We start from the raw sequence: 17,698 nt of genomic DNA on the forward strand, positions 1-17,698 counted from the left end.
AAGGACAACAACCGTTCAACTCGAGTTAAGACGAGATTGGTCACGGGGATCATCAGGCTGTAAGAAGGTAGGAAGCCTCTATCGACCCCGACTTGGAGCAACCTGTGACTGAGCTGCAGAGACTGCGGGAAGCCTTCCGAGCCGCCCTGGATCTGCCGGCGGATGCGCCCGTGGATGACCTGCAGTATCAGGACAACGAGAAGTGGGATTCCCTCGCGCACATGTCGCTGATTGCGACCATCGAGGATGAGTTCTCCGTCATGATTGACACCGATGACGTGATCAACTTGTCGAGCTTCGCGGAGGCTGTGCGAATTCTCGGTAAATACGGGGTGGCCAACCTCGAAAGGCTAGATGGCAATGAATGATCGGGTGGCCTTGGTAACCGGGGCCTCCCGCGGAATTGGCCGGGCCACCGCGACGAAGCTCGCCGAGCGCGGCTACGACCTCGTGCTGCACGGGCACGGCGACGCCGTCGTCGCGGTAGGTGAAGAGCTTGCCGGGAAATTCGGCGGGACGGTGTTCACCGGCAGCGGTGACATCGGCGACCCGGCCACCAGCAAGGCGCTCATGCAGCTGGCGTTCACCAACTTCAAGCGGCTCGACGCGCTCGTGGTCAACGCCGGCACGCACGCCGCCGGGATGCTCGGCATGATCGACGACGCCACCATCCAGCGGCTGTTCGCGGTCAACTCGGCCGGAGCGGCGTACACCCTGCGCGGCGCGGCCCGGCTGCTCGCCCGTGGGCGTACCCCCGCAGTGGTTTTGGTGTCGTCGATCACCGCGACGCGCGGCATCGCCGGCCAGGCCGTCTACGCCGCGTCGAAGGCCGCCGTGGCGGCCCTGGCCAAATCAGCCGCCAAGGAGTTCGGCCCGCAGGGGATCCGGGTCAACGCCGTCGAGCCGGGTTTCATCGCCACCGACATGCTGGACTCGCTCGACGAGAAGGGGCGCGCGGAACGGATCGGCGACACCGCGCTGGGCCGCCTCGGCGAGGCCGACGAGGTCGCCGACGTGATCGCTTTCCTCCTCTCCGAGCAGGCCCGGTTCGTGACCGGCCAGGTGCTGGGCGTCGACGGAGGATTGACGCTGTGAACCTGCTCCACCCTGGCGCGCGCGTGATCGACGCCGCGACCGGCGAAACGCTCACGGCCTCGATGGTTGACGCCGCCGCTGAAGAACTCGGGCCGGGTGGCGCGGTCTTCCTGCCCTTCTCGACGACCATTTCGGATATAGCGCGCTATCTGGCCGCGTTGCTTGTGGGGCGCCCGGTCGTGCTGCTCGACCCCGATGGCGACAACACGCACTGGGCCGAGCGGTTCGCCACCGACGACGTGCATCCCGACCTCGCACTGCTGCTCACCACCAGTGGATCGACCGGCAACCCCAAGCTGGTGCGGCTCTCCGCCGGCGCGGTGCTGGCCAACGCTCGCCAGATCGCCGACGTCCTCGACATCACCGCGGACGACGTCGCGATCACGACGCTGCCGCTCTTCTACTCGTACGGCATGTCGGTCCTGAATTCGCATCTGCTGCGCGGCGCCACGGTGATCCTCGAGCGCACCGGCATCATGCAGCGCGACTTCTGGACCGCGGCGGTCGAGCACAACGTCACGTCGATGGCCTTCGTGCCGTACCAGTACGAGATGCTGCGCCGGCTGCGCTTCGACCCGGCGAAATACCCGGCGCTGCGCAAGCTCACCCAGGCCGGCGGGCGATTGCGCGCCGAGCTGGTTACCGACTTCGCCGACCGGATGGCGACAGTCGGCGGTTCGCTCTACGTGATGTACGGCCAGACCGAGGCCGCACCGCGGATGGCCACCCTGCCGCCCGCGCGCCTGGCCGAGAAGCTCGGCTCGGTCGGGCTGGCGCTGCCGGGCGGCCGCTTCGCGATCGCGCCCGACGGCGAGGTCGTCTATCACGGCCCCAACGTCATGATGGGGTACGCCGACACCGCCGCCGATCTGGCCAAGGGCGACGAGATGGACGGCGTGCTGCGCACCGGTGATCTCGGGCGGCTCGACGACGAGGGCTTCCTGTTCATCACCGGCCGGATCAAGCGGATGGGCAAGGTCTTCGGCGTCCGGATCAACCTGGACGACGTGGAGAAGAACTTCCCGGTCACCGCGGTGGCCGGCGACGACAAGCTCACCGTCTTCGCCCTCGGCGCCACCGATGACGAGGCCCGGGACCTGCGCACGAAGATCTCCGAGTGGCTCGGGACACATTTCTCCGGCGTGGTCGTACGTAGCATCGAATCGCTGCCGCTGCTCCCCACCGGCAAGGTCGATTACCGCGCCCTGGAGGCGTCGCTGTGAGTGTCTTCACCCTTCCGCAGGCGGCCAAGGAAGCGGCGCTGGTGTCGCAGCTTTCGGCCCTGACCGAGCATCACCGCCTGGCCTGCGAGCCCTACGCCCGGATCCTGGCCGCCGCCGGCTTCGAGAAGGCGGAGACGGTCGCCGACCTGCCCTGGCTGCCGGTCCGGCTGTTCAAGAACCTCGAGCTCAAAAGCATCCCGGACGACGAGGTCTTCAAGGTGCTGACCTCGAGCGGCACCACCGGCGAGGTCAGCAAGATCTACCTGGACAAGCACGCGGCCGCCGAACAGACCCGCCGGCTCGGCGCCACCGTGCAGACCGTGCTCGGCCCCAAACGGCTGCCGATGCTGCTGGTCGACACCAAAGCGATGCTCAAGGACCGCCGCTCGTTCTCGGCCCGCGGCGCCGGCGTGCTCGGCATGTCCACCTTCGGGCGCGACCACGTGTGGGCGCTCGACAACGACGGGCAGGTCGACCTCGACGCCATCCGCGGTTTCCTGGAGAAGCACGGCGCCCAGCCGTTCCTGATCTTCGGCTTCACCTACCTGGTCTGGCTGCACCTCTACGAGGTCGCCCGGGACAACGGGCTCGATCTGAGCAACGGCATCCTGATCCACTCCGGCGGCTGGAAGAAGCTGATCGACCAGGCCGTCTCACCGTCAGAATTTCGCGAGCGCCTGGCCGGGGTAGGCCTGACCAACGTGCACAACTACTACGGCATGGTCGAGCAGATCGGCACGGTCTTCCTGGAAGGACCCTCGGGTGGCTCGCTCTACTGCCCCGACTTCGCCGACGTGGTCGTTCGCGACCCGCAGACCTGGCGGGAACTCCCGCCCGGCGAGCCCGGCCTGCTCGAGGTGCTGAGCACGCTGCCCACCTCGTACCCCGGGCACGTGCTGCTGACCGAAGACCTCGGCGTGGTGCACGGCATCGACGACGGCGACTGGCCCGGCAAACGCTTCTCGGTGCTCGGGCGACTGCCCCGGGCCGAGGCGCGCGGCTGCTCCGACACGTACCGGGAGGCGGCATGACCGAGCGAAGCGAGCGTCAGGATCGCGGTTTTGGTCTTTCGGTTTTTCCCGAAGGGAGGACGGCGTGATCAAGTTCAGGTTCGGTGCTCAGGGTGACCTCACCGCCCCGGTCGACGACCGCCTCACCGTCGGTGACCAGCGGGTCGTCGACTTCCTGGCCAAGGTCGCCCGCAAGCTGCTCGCGCCCGCGGTCGCCCGCCGGCACCCCGAGCTGGGCTCGCTCGGCTACTTCCTGCGCCCCGCCGAACTGCACCGGGCGATCGCCCGGATGCAGCGGGACGACGCGATCACCTTCCCGCGCGGCAACGTCTTCCACGTGCCGCCGGCCAACGTCGACACCATCTTCGTGTACTCATGGGCGCTGTCCGCGCTGGCCGGCAACCACAACGTCGTACGCATCTCGGAACGCTCGGCCACCGCGGCCGACACCATCCTCGAAGCGCTCAACGAGGTGCTGACCGACGCCGACCCGGTGATCGGCCGCACCCAGCGCATGATCACCTACGGCCGGGACGACGCGATCACCGCGGCGCTGAGCCGGTGGTGCGACCTACGGGTGATCTGGGGCGGCGACACCGCGGTCGAGGCGATCCGCAAGCACCCGCTGCGGCCGTCGGCCCGCGACCTCACCTTCCCGGACCGTACGTCGTGGGCCGCGCTCTCGGCCGACGGCTGGCGGGCAGCCTCGCCCGCGGCCCGCCGTGACGCCGTGGTCGGCTTCTCCAACGACGCCTACTGGTTCGACCAGGCCGCCTGCTCGTCCCCGCGCACGATCTTCCTGGTCGGCACCGACACCGGCGACGTGCGGGCCGAGTTCGTCGAGCTGCTGCTGGAGGTGGTCGACCAGCGCGGCTGGGCGGTCGACGCGGCGATGGCGGTGGAGAAGCGGGTCAACGCGTACGGGATGGCCGCCACCGGCGCGATCTCGGCGATGTCGTTCCCGGCCAACGCGGTCACCGAGATGTCCCTGACCGCGGTGCCGGACGCACCGCGGCGCTGGATCGGCGCCGGCGCGTTCCCGTTCGCCGAGGTCGGCTCGCTGCTCGACCTGGTGCCGGCGATGAACCGGCAGGACCAGACGTTCAGCCACTTCGGCTTCACCCCCAGCCAACTGCGGGAGTTCGCCCTGGCCCTGGGAGGGCGCGGAGTCGACCGAATCGTCCCGTTCGGCCAGGCCCTGACCTTCGGCTCGATCTGGGACGGCTACGACCTGCCCCACGAGTTCACCCGCCTGACCACGATCGCCTGACCCAGGGGTCCCCCGCTGCCTCACCCGCGAGGAGATCCCCAAGCCCCGCTCTAAAGCCCAGCCACAAACGGACCGGAAGCCCTCCGGCAGGCGGATCTCCGAGCGCCCGGCCGGGGTCCGGGGCAGCGCTCCGAAGGAGGGCCCCCGCAAAACAGGCCCCCGAACGTAGGGTTAGCCCTACCGAGGATCCGGCAGGCAGCGGGATCGGATGGGAGGCCACCGATGCCTAGCGTCGAAGACATGACAACGACCTACGCCGAAGCCGCTGCCGCGCCCGTCCGTCGCGCCGGGGTCCTGCGCCAGATCGGCCTCGATACCCAGTACGTTCTGCTCGGCTTCCCGCTCGGCATCATCGCGATCTCGCTGTGCATGCCGCTGTTCTGGCTCGGTGTGGGTACCAGCATCATCTGGATCGGCCTGCCCATCCTGATGGCGACCATGTATGTGGCGCGTGGCCTGGCCACGCTCGAACGCGCCCGAATCGGCCCGATCTTCCAGCGGCAGATCCAGCATCCGTATTACAAGAAGCGGCCCGGCGCGACCCCGATCGGCAAGCTGCTCACCCCGCTCACCGATGGGCAGAGCTGGCTCGACCTGGTGCACGGCATCTTCCGGTTCATCCCCAGCACGATCGCCTTCGTCTTCGTGATCACCTGGTGGTCGGGCGCGATCGGCGGCCTCTCCTGGGGCCTGTGGGGATGGTCGCTGCCGGACGGACCGGACGACCAGGACCTGCCCGAGCTGCTCGGCTTCGACGGCAGCTATGGCACCCGGGTCGCGTTCTACCTGGCCATGGGCGTCTTCTTCGCCGGCACGCTGTATTGGGTGGTTCGCGCGGCGGCACTGCTGGAGGCGTACTTCGCGAAGGGTCTGCTCTGTGGGGTCAACGACCTGCGTAACCAGGTCGCCGCGGCGAACGCCGCCCGCGAGGTCGCCCAGCAGCAGAAAGCCGCCGCCGTCTCGGCCGAGGCCACCGCGCTGCGCCGGCTCGAACGCGACATCCACGACGGGCCGCAGCAGCGCCTGGTCCGGCTGGCCATGGACCTGGGCCGAGCCGAGCAGCAGTTCGCCACCGACCCCGACGCGGCCCGCGCGACGGTCGCCGAGGCGCTGACCCAGACCCGGGAGACCCTCGACGAGCTGCGCGCCCTGTCCCGCGGCATCGCCCCGCCGATCCTGGTCGACCGTGGTCTGCAGGCCGCCCTGACCGCCCTGGCCGGCCGCTGCACCATCCCGGTCGATCTGGACGCGCCGCAGTTCGAGCGGCTCGACCCGGCCGTCGAGTCGACCGCCTACTTCGTGGTCGCCGAGGCCCTGACCAACGTGGCGAAGCACAGCAACGCCACCGAGGTGCAGGTCAGCGTGCAGCGGGCCAGCGCCGGCCTGCTGGTGGAGGTCGCCGACAACGGCGTGGGTGGCGCCAGCCTGGCCAAGGGGCACGGCCTCGCCGGGCTGGAGGACCGGGTCATGGCCGCGGGTGGCGTCCTGGGCGTGGACAGCCCGATCGGTGGAGGGACACGGCTCACCGCGGCGCTGCCGATCTGACAGCATGGCGGCATGCGAGTGGTTATTGCCGATGACGCGGTGCTGTTGCGCGAGGGACTGATCAGGCTCGTCGAGGAGAACGGCCACACCGTGGTGTCGGCCGTCGGCGACGGGCCTGCCCTCGTGTCGGCGATCCTCGAGCACCGGCCGGACGTGTCCATCGTGGACGTTCGGATGCCGCCCTCGCACACCGACGAGGGCTTGCGTGCCGCCGTCGAGGCCCGCTCCAAGATCCCGGGCAGCCCGATTCTCGTGCTTTCCCAATACGTCGAGGTCTCGTACGCCGATGACCTGCTGGCCGACCGCGCGGGCGCGGTCGGCTATCTGCTCAAGGACCGGGTTTCCCAGGTCGCCGAGTTCCTCGACGCTCTGCGCCGGGTGGCTACCGGCGGCACCGTGCTCGACCCCGAGGTGGTCGGCCAGCTGCTGGTCCGCCGTCGCCGGGACGACCCGCTGGCCAGCCTCACCCCGCGCGAGCGCGAGGTGCTGGGCCTGATGGCCGAGGGCATGTCCAACACCGCGATCGCCCGCAAGATGGTCGTCACCGACGGCGCGGTGGAGAAGCACGTCCGCAACATCTTCACCAAACTCGACCTGCACCAGGACGAGGAACAGCACCGCCGGGTGCTGGCAGTGCTGGCCTACCTGCAGGGGTAGTGCTAGCACCACCACGAAGACGGCAGCCTGCTTCATCGAGACTGGTCTCCCCGATCCATAGCGTTTTCCCCATGACGCAGGGGGAGAACGTAAAGGGAATCGCGGCTCGGGCCGCGATGTGGAGCGCCCGGCACCGGGCGCTCGCGATCCTCGGCTGGATCGCTTTCGTGATCGGCGTGACCGTCCTCAGCGGGCAGATCGGCACCCATCAGGCGACCGACGCCGACCAGGGGCACGGCGACTCGGGCAAAGCCGACCGGATCGTGGCGGCGGCCGGTTTCCCGGTGCAGCCGGCCGGCGAGATGGTGATCGTGCAGAATCGGACCGGCAGCGACCGGGCCGCCGCGCTCACCGACCTCGCCAGGCAGCTGAAGGTCACCAGCAACGTGACCGGCGTGCAGGCACCGATCGAGTCGCCCGACAAGAAGTCGTCGCTGATCACCTTCAGCATCTCCGGCGACCCCGACACCGCCAAGGACCGGGTTTCCCCGGCCCTGGACACCGTGGCCAAGGTGCAGACCGCGCATCCGGATCTCTACATCGCCGAGGGCGGCGACGCGAGCGGTGACAAGCTGATCGGCGACGACCTCGACGAGGGTCTGTCCCGGCTGGGGATGCTGTCCATCCCGGTGACCCTGGGCATTCTGCTGATCGCCTTCGGCGCGGTGGTGGCGGCGCTGCTGCCGGTCGCGCTGGCGATCACGGCCGTGGTAGCGGCGGTCGGCCTGCTCGCCGCGGCCAGCCGGTTCGCGCCCACGGTCGACACCACGATGCACGTGATGCTGCTGGTCGGGCTGGCGGTCGGGGTCGACTACTGCCTCTTCTACATCCGGCGGGAGCGGGACGAGCGGCGTAACGGCGCCGATCCGCATCGCGCCCTGCTGATTGCCGCGCAGACCTCGGGCCGGTCGATCTGGATCTCCGGTCTCACCGTGATCGTGGCGATGGCCGGCATGTTCCTGACCTTCGACACCACCTTCGTGAGCTTCGCGATCGGCACCATCCTGGTGGTCGCGACGACCGTGCTGGGTTCGCTCACCGTGCTGCCGGCCATGCTGTCGGCGCTCGGCGACAAGGTCGACGCCGTCAAGATTCCCGGGCTCTACCGTCGCCGCAGCGACGGCCGGTTCTGGAACGCGTTCCTCGGCCTGGTCCTGGCCAAGCCGCTGATCTCGACGATCGTGGCGGTCGGCGCGCTGGCCGCGATCGCCGCTCCGGCGCTGGACCTGCGCACCAAGGCCGAGGGCATCGAGGACCTCCCGCCGAACGCGTCGATCGTGCAGGCGTTCAAGGCGGTGGACGAGGCCTTCCCGAGCAAGACGTCACCGGCCGAGGTGGTGGTGCCGGCCGCGGTACCGAAGCAGCAGTTGGCGACGTTCACCAAGGCGGTCGAGAACAGCGGGGGGAAGCTCACCGGCCCGGTCGAGACCAGGGTCAACCCGGCCGGGACGGTAACCGTGATCTCGCTCGGGCTGGTCGGCGACGACGCGCTCGACGTGTTGCGCAAGCAGGTGGTGCCGACGACCTTCGGTAAGGATGCCCTGGTCGCGGGGGAGAGGGCGGGGAACGCCGATTTCAACGCGCGGCTCGACGCGAGCATGCCGTGGGTGTTCGGCTTCGTGCTCGGCCTGGCCTTCCTGCTCCTGCTGGTGTCGTTCCGCTCGGTGGTCGTGGCGATCACCGGCGTGGTGCTCAACCTGCTCTCGGTGGCTGCCGCCTACGGCATGCTGGTCTGGGTCTTCCAGTACGGGCACTTCGAGAAGCAGTTGCAGTTCCAGGCCTCGCCGGGGATCACCAACTGGATGCCGCTCTTCCTTTTCATCATCCTGTTCGGCCTTTCGATGGACTACCACGTCTTCGTGCTGAGCCGGATCCGCGAGGGGCACGACCGGGGCCTGTCCACCCGGGAGGCGGTGCGTGAGGGCATCGGCCGTACGGCCGGCGTCATCACCAGCGCCGCGGTGGTGATGGTGGCGGTGTTCTCGCTGTTCGCGACGCTTCCGCTGGCCTCGACCAAGCAGCTGGGCATCGGCCTGGCCGCCGCGGTCCTGTTGGACGCGACGATCATCCGGGCGGTGCTGCTGCCGGCCGTGATGGCTCTGCTCGGCGAGCGCAACTGGTGGTTGCCGCGGTGGCTGGGCTGGCTGCCGCAGATCGCGCACGAGCCGCCGCCGGCGGCCACGCCGGACCGGGAGCGTGCGCTGGCGGGGGTCTGACCAGCACGGACCGATCCGGTGCGAGATGGGGGCATATCTCGCACCGGATCGGCTTGGTGCGATCGGGGCAGTCATGGCGGCGCTGACCCCGATCCGACCGCGGATCGGCCCTGGGGGAGGGTCGGTCCACGGGCGCTTACGAGGATTATTCATATTGCTGAACGTCCACTGAAAGTGGGTGGGCAAACCGACAGATCCGGCAATCGACAAAAGCCATTAAATCTGCAGTTCGGCAAAAATTAACCCTTGGGTGGTACGTTTCCGCGTCGACCTGACGGGCTTCATTCGGGGCGGAAGCGTAATTGTTATGTGGGGCTCTCGCCCCTTGAAGACAGAGAGGCAGATGCATGTCGGACACCGCTGCTCTGGTCCCCACCCAGGGCACCGATTATGCCGCCGCCCTGGCGGCCCCACCGGTGTCCAACCTGCGGCGCATCGGCGGCGAGATGTTCGCCTGGACCGACCACAACCCGGTGCGCGGTGCCCTCCTACGTCACCTGGCCACCCAGTTCGCCGGCCCCGGCCGCCGCGTGCTGGTCGCCGGTCCGCACGCTGACGACCTCGTCACGGCGCTGACCGACGGCGGCGCGACGGTCTCCTGGCTGATCCGCTCGCTCGGCGACGCCGAGAACACCGCCCGCGAGCACCCGAAGGTCACCGTGCTGGCCGGCACCATCGTCAAGCTCGACCCCGAGGAGAAGTTCGACCTGGTCGTGGCGGCCGACGGCGTCGAGCGGCTGAACTCGACCGAGGGCGACCAGATGTCCGCCGGCGAGCTGCTCGACCGGCTCGCCGAGGCGGTCCGCCCCGACGGCGTGCTGCTGCTCGCGCACGACAACCACCTCGGCGTGCACCACACCGTCCGGCTCCAGCCCGGCGCCCGCGAGGCGGAGACCGCGGCGTGGTACCCGCTGGACGACCACGACCCGCACCGCCCGGCGTCGAGCGAGCAGCTCACCGACCGTCTGACCGCCGCCGGCCTGACCGTCGACGTCACCTACGCCGCGTTTCCCGAGCCGGCGGCGCCGACCGTCCTGGTCGGACCGGCGCTGCTCGGCAACATCGGCTCGCCGCTGCGCCCGCGCCTGGGGACCGCCCTCGCGCAGGCGTTCGCCCTCGGCTACCGCGGCCGCGCGGTCCTCAGCGACCCGCGCCGGCTGGTCCACCGGGCCCTGCGGGCCGGTGCCGAGGGCACGATCGCACCGTCGTGGCTGGTCATCGCGCGGGCGCCCGGCGCGAGCGCCGCCCCGCCCATCCCCGGAGATGAGCTCTTGGTGGGCGACGTGCGCGGCACCTTCGCGTACGCGGTGAGCACCGCCGACGACGGCAAGGTCCGCACCGAGGTGCTCGCCTCCCTGGAGGAGCCGACCGAGCGCGACGGCCTGCGCCGCGTCGCGCAGCCGAGCGCCCCCGGCGCCGACACCGGTTACGTGCTGGAGGAGCGACTGCTGCACCTGTGCGCGACGGCCGGCCTGGCCGAGTTGCGCGGCGAACTGGCCCGCTTCGAGTCGTGGCTGCGGGGACAGGCCGCCGACGACACGCTGTCCGGCCCGGTCGCGCTGGCCGGTCTGGCCGACGTGTTCATCACCCCGTCCGGGCTGACGCTGCTGCCCACCCGGTGGGAGCCGATCGAGCCGGTGCCGCTGGACACCGCGCTGGTCCGGGCGCTCTGGGAGTTCGCGGTCCAGCTGATCACCTCAGCCCAGCCGCACCCCTGGCCGATCAGTTCGAGCGCCGTCGACCTGACCGCGACCATGCTCGGCATGGTCGGGCGGGGCATCTCCGACACCGAGGTCCGTGCCGCCGTCGACCTGCACGTGCTGCGGGAGGCCGCCGACCTCGACCTGAGCCTGGCCGCCCAGCAGGCCCTCACGCTGCAGCTGCTCGCCGTGACGCCGGGCACCGCCCCGGTCGACATCGAGGGCTTCCGGGAGCTGTCCGAGGCACTGTGGCGGCAGCGCTACCAGGCCAGTCACCTGCTCGCGCTGATGGAATGGACCGAGCAGATCATCCAGTCCCGGGACAACGCACTCAGCCGGATGGACCGGGAGATCCAGTTCTACCGCAGCGGCCCGGCCGGCAAGGCCATCGTGATGGCGCGGGAGGCGTACCGGGTGGTCGGCCGCGACGGCAAGAAGCTCCTGCGCAAGCGCCGCGAGCGCAAGGCCGGCAACTAGTCGGAGGGGGCCGTGGCCCCCTCCTCTCCGCTAGATGAGGTCCCAGGTCAGCGGGGTGCCCTTGGGTGCGTCGGTGGTGAAGGTGCGGCCGAGGGCCAGGCCGATCGCGTCGGGTTCCAGGCCGCCGGTCGGGCGGATCGAGCGCACGTTCTCCGGGGTGACCCGGTCGCCGGCCTTGACGTCCGCGACCACGTAGAGCGACCGGCGGAACCGCAGGCCCTCCTTCTCGTGCTCGGTCGGGCCGATGTGCGTGGTGCCGAGCGCCTGCCAGGCCCGCTCCGACTCCTCGCGGAGCAGTTTCAGCTCGGCCGGGTTCAGCGAGAACGCCGAGTCGACGCCGCCGTCCTCGCGGTCCAGCGTGATGTGCTTCTCGATCAGGCAGGCGCCGAACGCGACCGCCGCGACCGGCACGCCGATGCCGAGCGTGTGGTCGCTGAGGCCGATCGGCACCTCGAGCATCTGGGCCAGCACCGGGATGCGGCGCAGGTTGGTCTCTTCGGGCGGGGCCGGGTAGGACGCCGTGCAGCTCAGCACGGTCACGTCGGTGGCGCCGGCACCCTGGGCGGCCTCGACCGCGGCCGCGATCTCGCGCACCGAGGCCATGCCGGTCGAGATGATCACCGGCTTGCCGGTGCTCGCGCAGAGCCGGATCAGCGGCAGGTCGGTGATCTCGGAGGACGCGATCTTGTACATCGGTGCGTCCAGCTTCTCCAGCAGTTCCACCGCGGTGCGGTCGAACGGGCTGGAGAACGCCTCGATGCCGCGCTCGCGGGCCCGCTCGAAGATCGGCTGGTGCCAGTCCCACGGCGTGTGCGCCCGCTCGTACAGCTGGTAGAGGTACTCGCCGCCCCAGAGCTCGTGGCCCTGGGAGATCTGGAACCGGGGGTGTTTCACGTCCACGGTCATCGTCTCGGCCGTGTAGGTCTGGATCTTGATGGCATCCGCGCCGGCCTCCGCCGCCACGTCGACCAGCGCCAGCGCCCGGTCGAGCGAGCCGTTGTGGTTGCCGGACATCTCCGCAACGATGTATGGCCGTTTGTCGGGCCCGAACTTAGTCATCTTTGCCTCTCTCCGTCACCACGACGGTCTTCATGACGCCGTCGACGGAGCGCTCGTATCGACGGACTTCCCGGAAGCCGAAGCGCCGGTGCAATGCCAGGACCTGCTTGTTCTCCTCGAGGGTCTCGCCGTCGAGGCGCTCGAGATCGAGCGTGCCGAAGGCGTACTCGATGGCTTCCTTCTCCAGGCGCATCCAGGCCGGCAGCATGCGCCGGCCGAGCCCCTGGCTGTCGAGATAGAACGACCAGGTCTCCCGATTGAAGATCACTACTCCGGCCGGGACGCCCTCGTCCTCGTAAATGAGGACGTTCTCCCACTTCTTCTCCCACCAGGCCGCGTGTTCCTCCGGGCGGATCTCGTGCGTGGTCATGCTGACCGCACGAACCGACGGATGGTTGCGCCAGGGCAGGATCAGATCTCGTTCGGCGTACGCCGCGGGTCGAAGCACAACCTCAAATTATGGACGCGGCCTGTGCCCGGTATGGCGGAGAAACGACGTCCGCGGAAACCGGGAGTGTCCGTTCGGGGTTGCCGGCCCGTATCCCGGCCAGGCGGTAACCGGCCCGGAGCAGCGCGTACAGCCCGTACGCTCCGGCCGCCACCAGCCGGTGCTTGACGCCGTGCGGGCGATAACCGGCCGGGCGGTGCCGCCGGTGCAGCGCGGCCAGCCGGCGGAAGAAGTTCCGCCGGTGGCCCGGGTGCATCCGGCCGTCGTTGCCGGCCACCACCAGCAGGTGGTTGATCATCAGGACGAACAGCCGGCGGCGGATCGCCGGGTCGACGCCGTGCTCGTCCATCCACTCCTGCAGGCGGTCGTACTGCTCGAACGCCTCGAAGTGCCGGTGGCTGCGGGTCGACGTGATCGCGCCCGGGCGGCCGATGCGGTAGTGGTAGCAGACCCGGTTCAGGGCGGTGATCCGGTCGGCGGCCAGCAGCACCGGGTGGCTGAACGAGACGTCCTCGTACCACCCCGAGCCGAACCGCAGGCCGTGGCGCAGCAGGAACTCCCGGCCGACGATCCGGTTCCAGGCGGTGTGCTGCACGCCGAGCATCCGGTCCAGCGTCGGCGCCCCGGCCAGCAGGTGCGAGCTGGCGTCCATCTTCGGCCGGCCGTCCTGCACCCGCAGGTGGTCGATGAGCAGCACGTCCGGTTTCTCGTCGGCCAGTGCCGCCAGGACCGCCCGCACGGAACCGGGCGGCAGCCAGTCGTCGCTGTCCACGAACCAGACGTAGTCGCCGGTGGCGGCGGCGAGACCCGCGTTGCGCGCCAGGCCCAGGCCCACATTGGCGGAGAGGTGCTCAACCCGTACGCCCGAATGGTCTTTCGCATAGTCGTCGAGCATGCGGCCGCAGCGGTCCGGGGAGGCGTCGTCGACCGCGATGATCTCGACGCGGGCGCGTTCGTCCGCGGTCAGCCCGGCGTGCAGGGAGTCGAGGCACTGGTACAGGTAGCCCTCGACCGCGTAGACCGGTACGACAATGCTCAATGAAACGGGCATCCACCCACGCTGGTTTACACGCGTGAAATCCCAGCAAACCGCGGGTGGCCGGAACCTGCGCCACAGGGCAATTCCTCATCTCGGCCGTCGGCCGGCCGATCCAAGCCGGGCAGATCTAGTCGAGGAGGCTGATGTTGCCCTGGTCCCGGCGGCCGGAAGGCCGTTTGCTGCGCGCCTCAGCCGCGATCGCCGCGGTGGCTTTCGCCCTTTTGGTCGGCAATGCGATCCACCCCGTGCTGCCCTGGCTGCTGCTGTGGCTCCCGTGTATCGCCGGCGCCGGTCTGCTGGCGGTGAACTTCTGGCGAACTTCCCGGTCGGATCACCTGCCGGCACCGACGTTACGGTTCTGGCGGCATCTGTTCGTGGTGACCGTGCTGGTCGGCCTCGGCACCATCGCGCAGACCGCTGACGTCGTCACCGCCGCCGACCTGTCCGGTGCGCACATCAGCAACGGCCAACTCGTCTTCGACGGCACCGCCGTCATCATGATCATTTACGCCCTGCTGCGGCTGCCGTTCGGCCGACAGACCCGGGGCGACCTGTTCCGCGTCGTTCTCGACGCCGGCACCGTCATGCTGGCCTGCGCCGTCTTCGTCTGGCATTTCTCGGCGAGACACGCCATCGTCGCCGACGACCCGCGGGTCGTCTTCAGCACGCTGGCCATCACGGTGCTGGCCCTGCTCGCCGTCTTCGCCGTCGCCAAGGTAATGCTGACCCCGAACTCGTCGTTCCTGGACCGCGGCGCCATGCGGTTCATCGGGATAGCGGTCGCGATCGGCGCGGTCGGCCCGATCCTGCGACCGGTGCTCGAGCCGATCGACCCGCACCTGTTCCCCGACATGGTCACCCTGCCGGCGCTGTTCTTCTTCGGGTCCTGGGCCGCCGAGCGGCAACGCGAGGCCGACTACAGCCCGCGCCGGGGCGTACGCGAACCGCGTCGCCGCAGCTTCAGCGTGCTGCCCTACGTCGCCGTGGCCGGGGTCGACGCCCTGCTGCTCGCTGTCGCCCTGCCGGCCGGCGCGCCGGACCGCCGGGTGGTGGTGATCAGCGCGGTCGCGCTGACCGCCCTCGTGGTGCTCCGCCAGATGACCGCGTTCATCGACAACGGGCGTCTCCTGCGCCGGCTCGACCACAGCGCCACCCACGACGGGCTCACCCAGCTGCCGAACCGGGTGCTGTTCCACGAGCGCCTGCTCAAGGCGCTGAGCATGCCGGGCGAGCGGCCGGTCGCGGTGGCGCTGATCGACCTCGACGACTTCAAGGAGGTCAACGACACCCTCGGCCACGAGGTGGGCGACCTGCTGCTGATCGCGGTGGCCCAGCGCCTGGACGCCTGCATCCGGGCCGAGGACACGGTCGCCCGGCTGGGCGGCGACGAGTTCGTGGTGGTCCTCGACGGTGCCGATCCGGAGGCCGCCGACCTCGCCGCCCAGCGCATGATCGAGGCGCTCCGCCGGCCGGTCCAGGCCGACGGGCACGAGCTCCCGATTCGGGCCAGCATCGGCATCGCCGACGGCCACTCCGGCGACGACGCCAGCCTGCTGCTGCGCCAGGCCGACATCGCCATGTACCGCGCGAAGGGCATTCCCGGCACCGCGGCCCTGCACTTCACGCCCGGCGCCGACCACCACGACCTGGGGGCGGAACTGCGTGAGGCGATCGACGGCGGCCAGCTGTACCTGGTCTACCAGCCGATCGTCGCGCTCCCGGACCGCCGCGTCCTCGGGGCCGAGGCGCTGGTCCGCTGGCAGCACCCGACCCACGGCACGATGCCGCCGGACAGCTTCATCCCGCTGGCCGAGCGCACCGGCCTGATCGTCCCGCTCAGCCAGTGGGTGCTGCGCGCGGCGGTCAGCCGGCTGGCCACCTGGACCGACACCGCGCTGACGCTCAGCATCAACGTCTCCGCGCGGGACCTGCGCGAACCCGACTTCGCCGACTCGGTCGCCGCGGTCCTGGCCGAGTTCGGCATCGCCCCGCACCGGCTCACCCTCGAGGCCACCTCGATCGACCCCGGTGAGTCCTGGCCGAGTGTGGCGGCGCTGCGCTCGATGGGCGTGCGGGTGGCCCTCGACGACTTCGGAACCGGCCCGTCGTCCCTGACCATGCTCACCGACTGCCCGGTCGACGAACTGAAGCTGGACAGCTCCTTCACCCAGGCCGGCAGTCCGGCCGCGGCAACGGTGCTGACCCTGGCGAACAGCCTGGGCATGACGGCCGTGGCCGAAGGCGTGGAGACCCCCGACCAGGCGAGCCGGCTCCAGGACCTCGGCTACCGGTCGGCCCAGGGTTTCTACTTCGCGCGGCCGGTGTCGCCGGAGAAATTCTCCGAACTGCTGGCGGGTACGCCGATGGCCGCCTGATCCCGCAGGAATTCGACGATCTCGGCGCGGGCGGCCCGAGCCCGCCGTGGCACGAGGCCCGGCATGCTGAGGAACGCGTGCGGTGCACCCGGATGCTCGGTGACCCGCGCAGGCGTGCCGGCCGCCCGCAGCCGCTCGGCGTAAGTGCGCCCGTGGTCGGCCAGCGGGTCGGCGGTCGGCACCACCACCAGCGCCGGGGCCAGCCCGCCCAGGTCGTCGGCGTAGAGCGGGGAGACGGCGCGGGCATCGTGACCGTCCGGAACGGCCAGGCGGCAGAACAGTTCCAGCAGCGCCAGGTCGTCCGGGTAGGCCGCCATCGAGGGATGGTCGAACGCCGTGGTGGTCACGTCGACACAGGGATTGACCAGCACCTGAGCCCGCAGCCGCAGGCCGGAGTCGTGGGCCCGGATGGCGGCCAGGGCAGCGACCACCGCGCCGGCACTCTCGCCGAGGACCGCGACCCGGTCGGGGTCGATTCCCCACTCGGCCGCGTGGTCGACCACGTGGCGCAGGGTCTGCCAGCCGTCGTCGACGGCCGCCGACAGCGGGGTGCCGGGGGCGAGGAGGCGGTGCTCGACCGACACCACCACCGCGCCCAGCCGGCCGGCCAGGTGGCTGTTGATCCAGTCGCTCTGCGCCGCCGTGCCCACGAACCCGCCGCCGTGCACGTGGAGCACCAGTGGCTTGGCCAGGCTCGGGCCGGCGTCACGATAGACCCGGACCGGGAGCTCGTGGTGCCAGCCGATCGTGACCCCGCGCCGCGGAAAGCCGGTGACCAGCCGCATCGCGCGGGAGGCCCGCTTGCGGTTCTCCGCCTCGCGGTAGGCGTCGAGCTCGGCGGCCGACATGGCGAGCCAGTCCGGTTGTTTGCGCAGAGCGTGCAGCAGCCGGATGCCGATGCTGTGACTCATGGATCCTCCCCATTACGCTACTCAAGGTATCGATACTAGAGGTAGCATAATGGGGCCATGCCCGTCACCGCCAGACCACCCGGCCGCCCGCGAGCCGGCATCGACGCCACGGTCTTCGCCGCCACCCTGACCACGGTCACCGACCTCGGGTATGCGAACGCCACGGTCGACCGCATCGCCGCCGCGGCCGGCGTCGCGAAGACCACGATCTACCGCCGCTGGCCGTCCAAGGGCGCGCTGATCACCGCATGCCTCGTCGACGCGTTCGGCCCGGTGCCGCTGACCGGCGCCGACCGCGCGGAGATCCTGGCGGCGGCCATCCGCTGGGCCGCGGCGAAGATCGCCGAACCGGGCATCGGAGCAGCCTTCGCCGGTGTCTTCACCGACGCGGTGAGCGACCCCGACCTGCGGCGGATTCTCTCCACCCAGCTGCAGGACCCCTATCGGATCGCCTTGCAGGAGGCGCTGGACGAGCCGGAGACCCGGGTCCTGTTCTTCATCGACGTCGTCATCGGAACCCTGATCCACCGCATGGGCATGACCGGCGAGCCGATGGTCGCCGCCGACGTGGACGCCCTGGTCGACATGGTCCTGCGAGTGCTCGAACGACCCTGATGATTTTTCCGGCCGGAGAGTGTCGGATCCGCCGGACGCCGTTCGTAGCCTAGGCGAA

At 70.1% G+C, this 17,698-nt stretch carries 15 protein-coding genes; 11 read left to right on the forward strand and 4 right to left on the reverse strand.

Annotated features, from left to right (window positions below; all coding sequences use genetic code 11):
• Positions 1-104 precede the first annotated feature (104 nt).
• The 9 genes from Ato02nite_RS28000 to Ato02nite_RS28040 all read left to right on the forward strand — a co-directional run bounded on the left by Ato02nite_RS28000 (position 105) and on the right by Ato02nite_RS28040 (position 11,193).
• The gene (locus tag Ato02nite_RS28000; protein WP_213009628.1) at positions 105-368 is read left to right on the forward strand and encodes an acyl carrier protein; all 264 of its coding nucleotides are present in this window, start codon (positions 105-107) and stop codon (positions 366-368) included.
• On the forward strand, positions 361-1,095 hold the full coding sequence (locus Ato02nite_RS28005; protein WP_213009629.1) for an SDR family NAD(P)-dependent oxidoreductase: 735 nt from the start codon (positions 361-363) through the stop codon (positions 1,093-1,095). Before Ato02nite_RS28000 ends, Ato02nite_RS28005 begins: the two co-directional genes overlap by 8 nt.
• Positions 1,092-2,318 (forward strand): AMP-binding protein, encoded by a 1,227-nt coding sequence (locus tag Ato02nite_RS28010; protein ID WP_246607483.1) that lies wholly within the window; start codon positions 1,092-1,094, stop codon positions 2,316-2,318. Before Ato02nite_RS28005 ends, Ato02nite_RS28010 begins: the two co-directional genes overlap by 4 nt.
• Positions 2,315-3,349, forward strand: a complete 1,035-nt coding sequence (locus Ato02nite_RS28015) for a LuxE/PaaK family acyltransferase (RefSeq protein ID WP_213009630.1) — start codon at positions 2,315-2,317, stop codon at positions 3,347-3,349. Before Ato02nite_RS28010 ends, Ato02nite_RS28015 begins: the two co-directional genes overlap by 4 nt.
• A gap of 64 nt (positions 3,350-3,413) precedes the next feature.
• Positions 3,414-4,598, forward strand: a complete 1,185-nt coding sequence (locus Ato02nite_RS28020; protein ID WP_213009631.1) for an acyl-CoA reductase — start codon at positions 3,414-3,416, stop codon at positions 4,596-4,598.
• Between the two features lie 240 nt (positions 4,599-4,838).
• The gene (locus tag Ato02nite_RS28025) at positions 4,839-6,143 is read left to right on the forward strand and encodes a sensor histidine kinase (protein WP_213009632.1); all 1,305 of its coding nucleotides are present in this window, start codon (positions 4,839-4,841) and stop codon (positions 6,141-6,143) included.
• A 12-nt stretch (positions 6,144-6,155) separates the two neighbouring features.
• A complete protein-coding gene (locus Ato02nite_RS28030) occupies positions 6,156-6,800 on the forward strand; it encodes a LuxR C-terminal-related transcriptional regulator (RefSeq protein ID WP_213009633.1) in 645 nt (214 codons plus the stop codon).
• A gap of 71 nt (positions 6,801-6,871) precedes the next feature.
• Complete coding sequence (locus Ato02nite_RS28035; RefSeq protein ID WP_213009634.1) at positions 6,872-9,016, forward strand: MMPL family transporter; 2,145 nt, start codon at positions 6,872-6,874, stop codon at positions 9,014-9,016.
• Positions 9,017-9,363: 347 nt separating this feature from the next.
• A complete protein-coding gene (locus tag Ato02nite_RS28040; protein WP_213009635.1) occupies positions 9,364-11,193 on the forward strand; it encodes a hypothetical protein in 1,830 nt (609 codons plus the stop codon).
• A gap of 30 nt (positions 11,194-11,223) precedes the next feature.
• Here Ato02nite_RS28040 and pseI read toward each other — a convergent pair whose 3' ends face one another.
• Genes pseI through Ato02nite_RS28055 form a run of 3 tightly spaced genes read right to left on the reverse strand, consistent with a single transcriptional unit; the run spans position 11,224 to position 13,751 of the window.
• Positions 11,224-12,252 carry a pseudaminic acid synthase gene (pseI, locus tag Ato02nite_RS28045; RefSeq protein WP_213009636.1) on the reverse strand — a complete coding sequence of 343 codons (1,029 nt, stop codon included), beginning with the start codon at positions 12,250-12,252 and terminating at the stop codon, positions 11,224-11,226.
• On the reverse strand, positions 12,245-12,700 hold the full coding sequence (locus tag Ato02nite_RS28050) for a GNAT family N-acetyltransferase (protein WP_213009637.1): 456 nt from the start codon (positions 12,698-12,700) through the stop codon (positions 12,245-12,247). Before Ato02nite_RS28050 ends, pseI begins: the two co-directional genes overlap by 8 nt.
• 4 nt (positions 12,701-12,704) lie before the next feature.
• Positions 12,705-13,751: a glycosyltransferase family 2 protein gene (locus Ato02nite_RS28055; RefSeq protein WP_213009638.1), complete on the reverse strand. Its 1,047-nt coding sequence runs from the start codon at positions 13,749-13,751 to the stop codon at positions 12,705-12,707.
• Positions 13,752-13,882: 131 nt separating this feature from the next.
• Between Ato02nite_RS28055 and Ato02nite_RS28060 the strand changes: the two genes are divergently transcribed.
• Positions 13,883-16,114 (forward strand): putative bifunctional diguanylate cyclase/phosphodiesterase, encoded by a 2,232-nt coding sequence (locus Ato02nite_RS28060; protein WP_213009639.1) that lies wholly within the window; start codon positions 13,883-13,885, stop codon positions 16,112-16,114.
• Here the strand turns inward: Ato02nite_RS28060 and Ato02nite_RS28065 are convergent.
• Positions 16,045-17,025: an alpha/beta hydrolase gene (locus tag Ato02nite_RS28065; protein WP_246607484.1), complete on the reverse strand. Its 981-nt coding sequence runs from the start codon at positions 17,023-17,025 to the stop codon at positions 16,045-16,047. The two genes, Ato02nite_RS28060 and Ato02nite_RS28065, sit on opposite strands and share 70 nt — an antisense overlap.
• Before the next feature lie 57 nt (positions 17,026-17,082).
• Here Ato02nite_RS28065 and Ato02nite_RS28070 point away from each other — a divergent pair, with 57 nt between their 5' ends.
• Positions 17,083-17,640: a TetR/AcrR family transcriptional regulator gene (locus Ato02nite_RS28070; protein WP_213009640.1), complete on the forward strand. Its 558-nt coding sequence runs from the start codon at positions 17,083-17,085 to the stop codon at positions 17,638-17,640.
• Positions 17,641-17,698 lie beyond the last annotated feature (58 nt).

Origin of the sequence: Paractinoplanes toevensis, assembly GCF_018332695.1 — a bacterium.
Taxonomy (GTDB): Bacteria; Actinomycetota; Actinomycetes; order Mycobacteriales; family Micromonosporaceae; genus Actinoplanes; species Actinoplanes toevensis.

Coding starts and splice junctions, on each gene's coding strand:
- Ato02nite_RS28030 (WP_213009633.1), top strand. CDS start 6,156: ATGCGAGTGGTTATTGCCGATGACGCGGTGCTGTTGCGCGAGGGACTG.
- Ato02nite_RS28025 (WP_213009632.1), top strand. CDS start 4,839: ATGACAACGACCTACGCCGAAGCCGCTGCCGCGCCCGTCCGTCGCGCC.
- Ato02nite_RS28005 (WP_213009629.1), top strand. CDS start 361: ATGAATGATCGGGTGGCCTTGGTAACCGGGGCCTCCCGCGGAATTGGC.
- Ato02nite_RS28035 (WP_213009634.1), top strand. CDS start 6,872: ATGACGCAGGGGGAGAACGTAAAGGGAATCGCGGCTCGGGCCGCGATG.
- Ato02nite_RS28055 (WP_213009638.1), bottom strand. CDS start 13,751: ATGCCCGTTTCATTGAGCATTGTCGTACCGGTCTACGCGGTCGAGGGC.
- pseI (WP_213009636.1), bottom strand. CDS start 12,252: ATGACTAAGTTCGGGCCCGACAAACGGCCATACATCGTTGCGGAGATG.
- Ato02nite_RS28065 (WP_246607484.1), bottom strand. CDS start 17,025: ATGAGTCACAGCATCGGCATCCGGCTGCTGCACGCTCTGCGCAAACAA.
- Ato02nite_RS28040 (WP_213009635.1), top strand. CDS start 9,364: ATGTCGGACACCGCTGCTCTGGTCCCCACCCAGGGCACCGATTATGCC.
- Ato02nite_RS28060 (WP_213009639.1), top strand. CDS start 13,883: ATGTTGCCCTGGTCCCGGCGGCCGGAAGGCCGTTTGCTGCGCGCCTCA.
- Ato02nite_RS28070 (WP_213009640.1), top strand. CDS start 17,083: ATGCCCGTCACCGCCAGACCACCCGGCCGCCCGCGAGCCGGCATCGAC.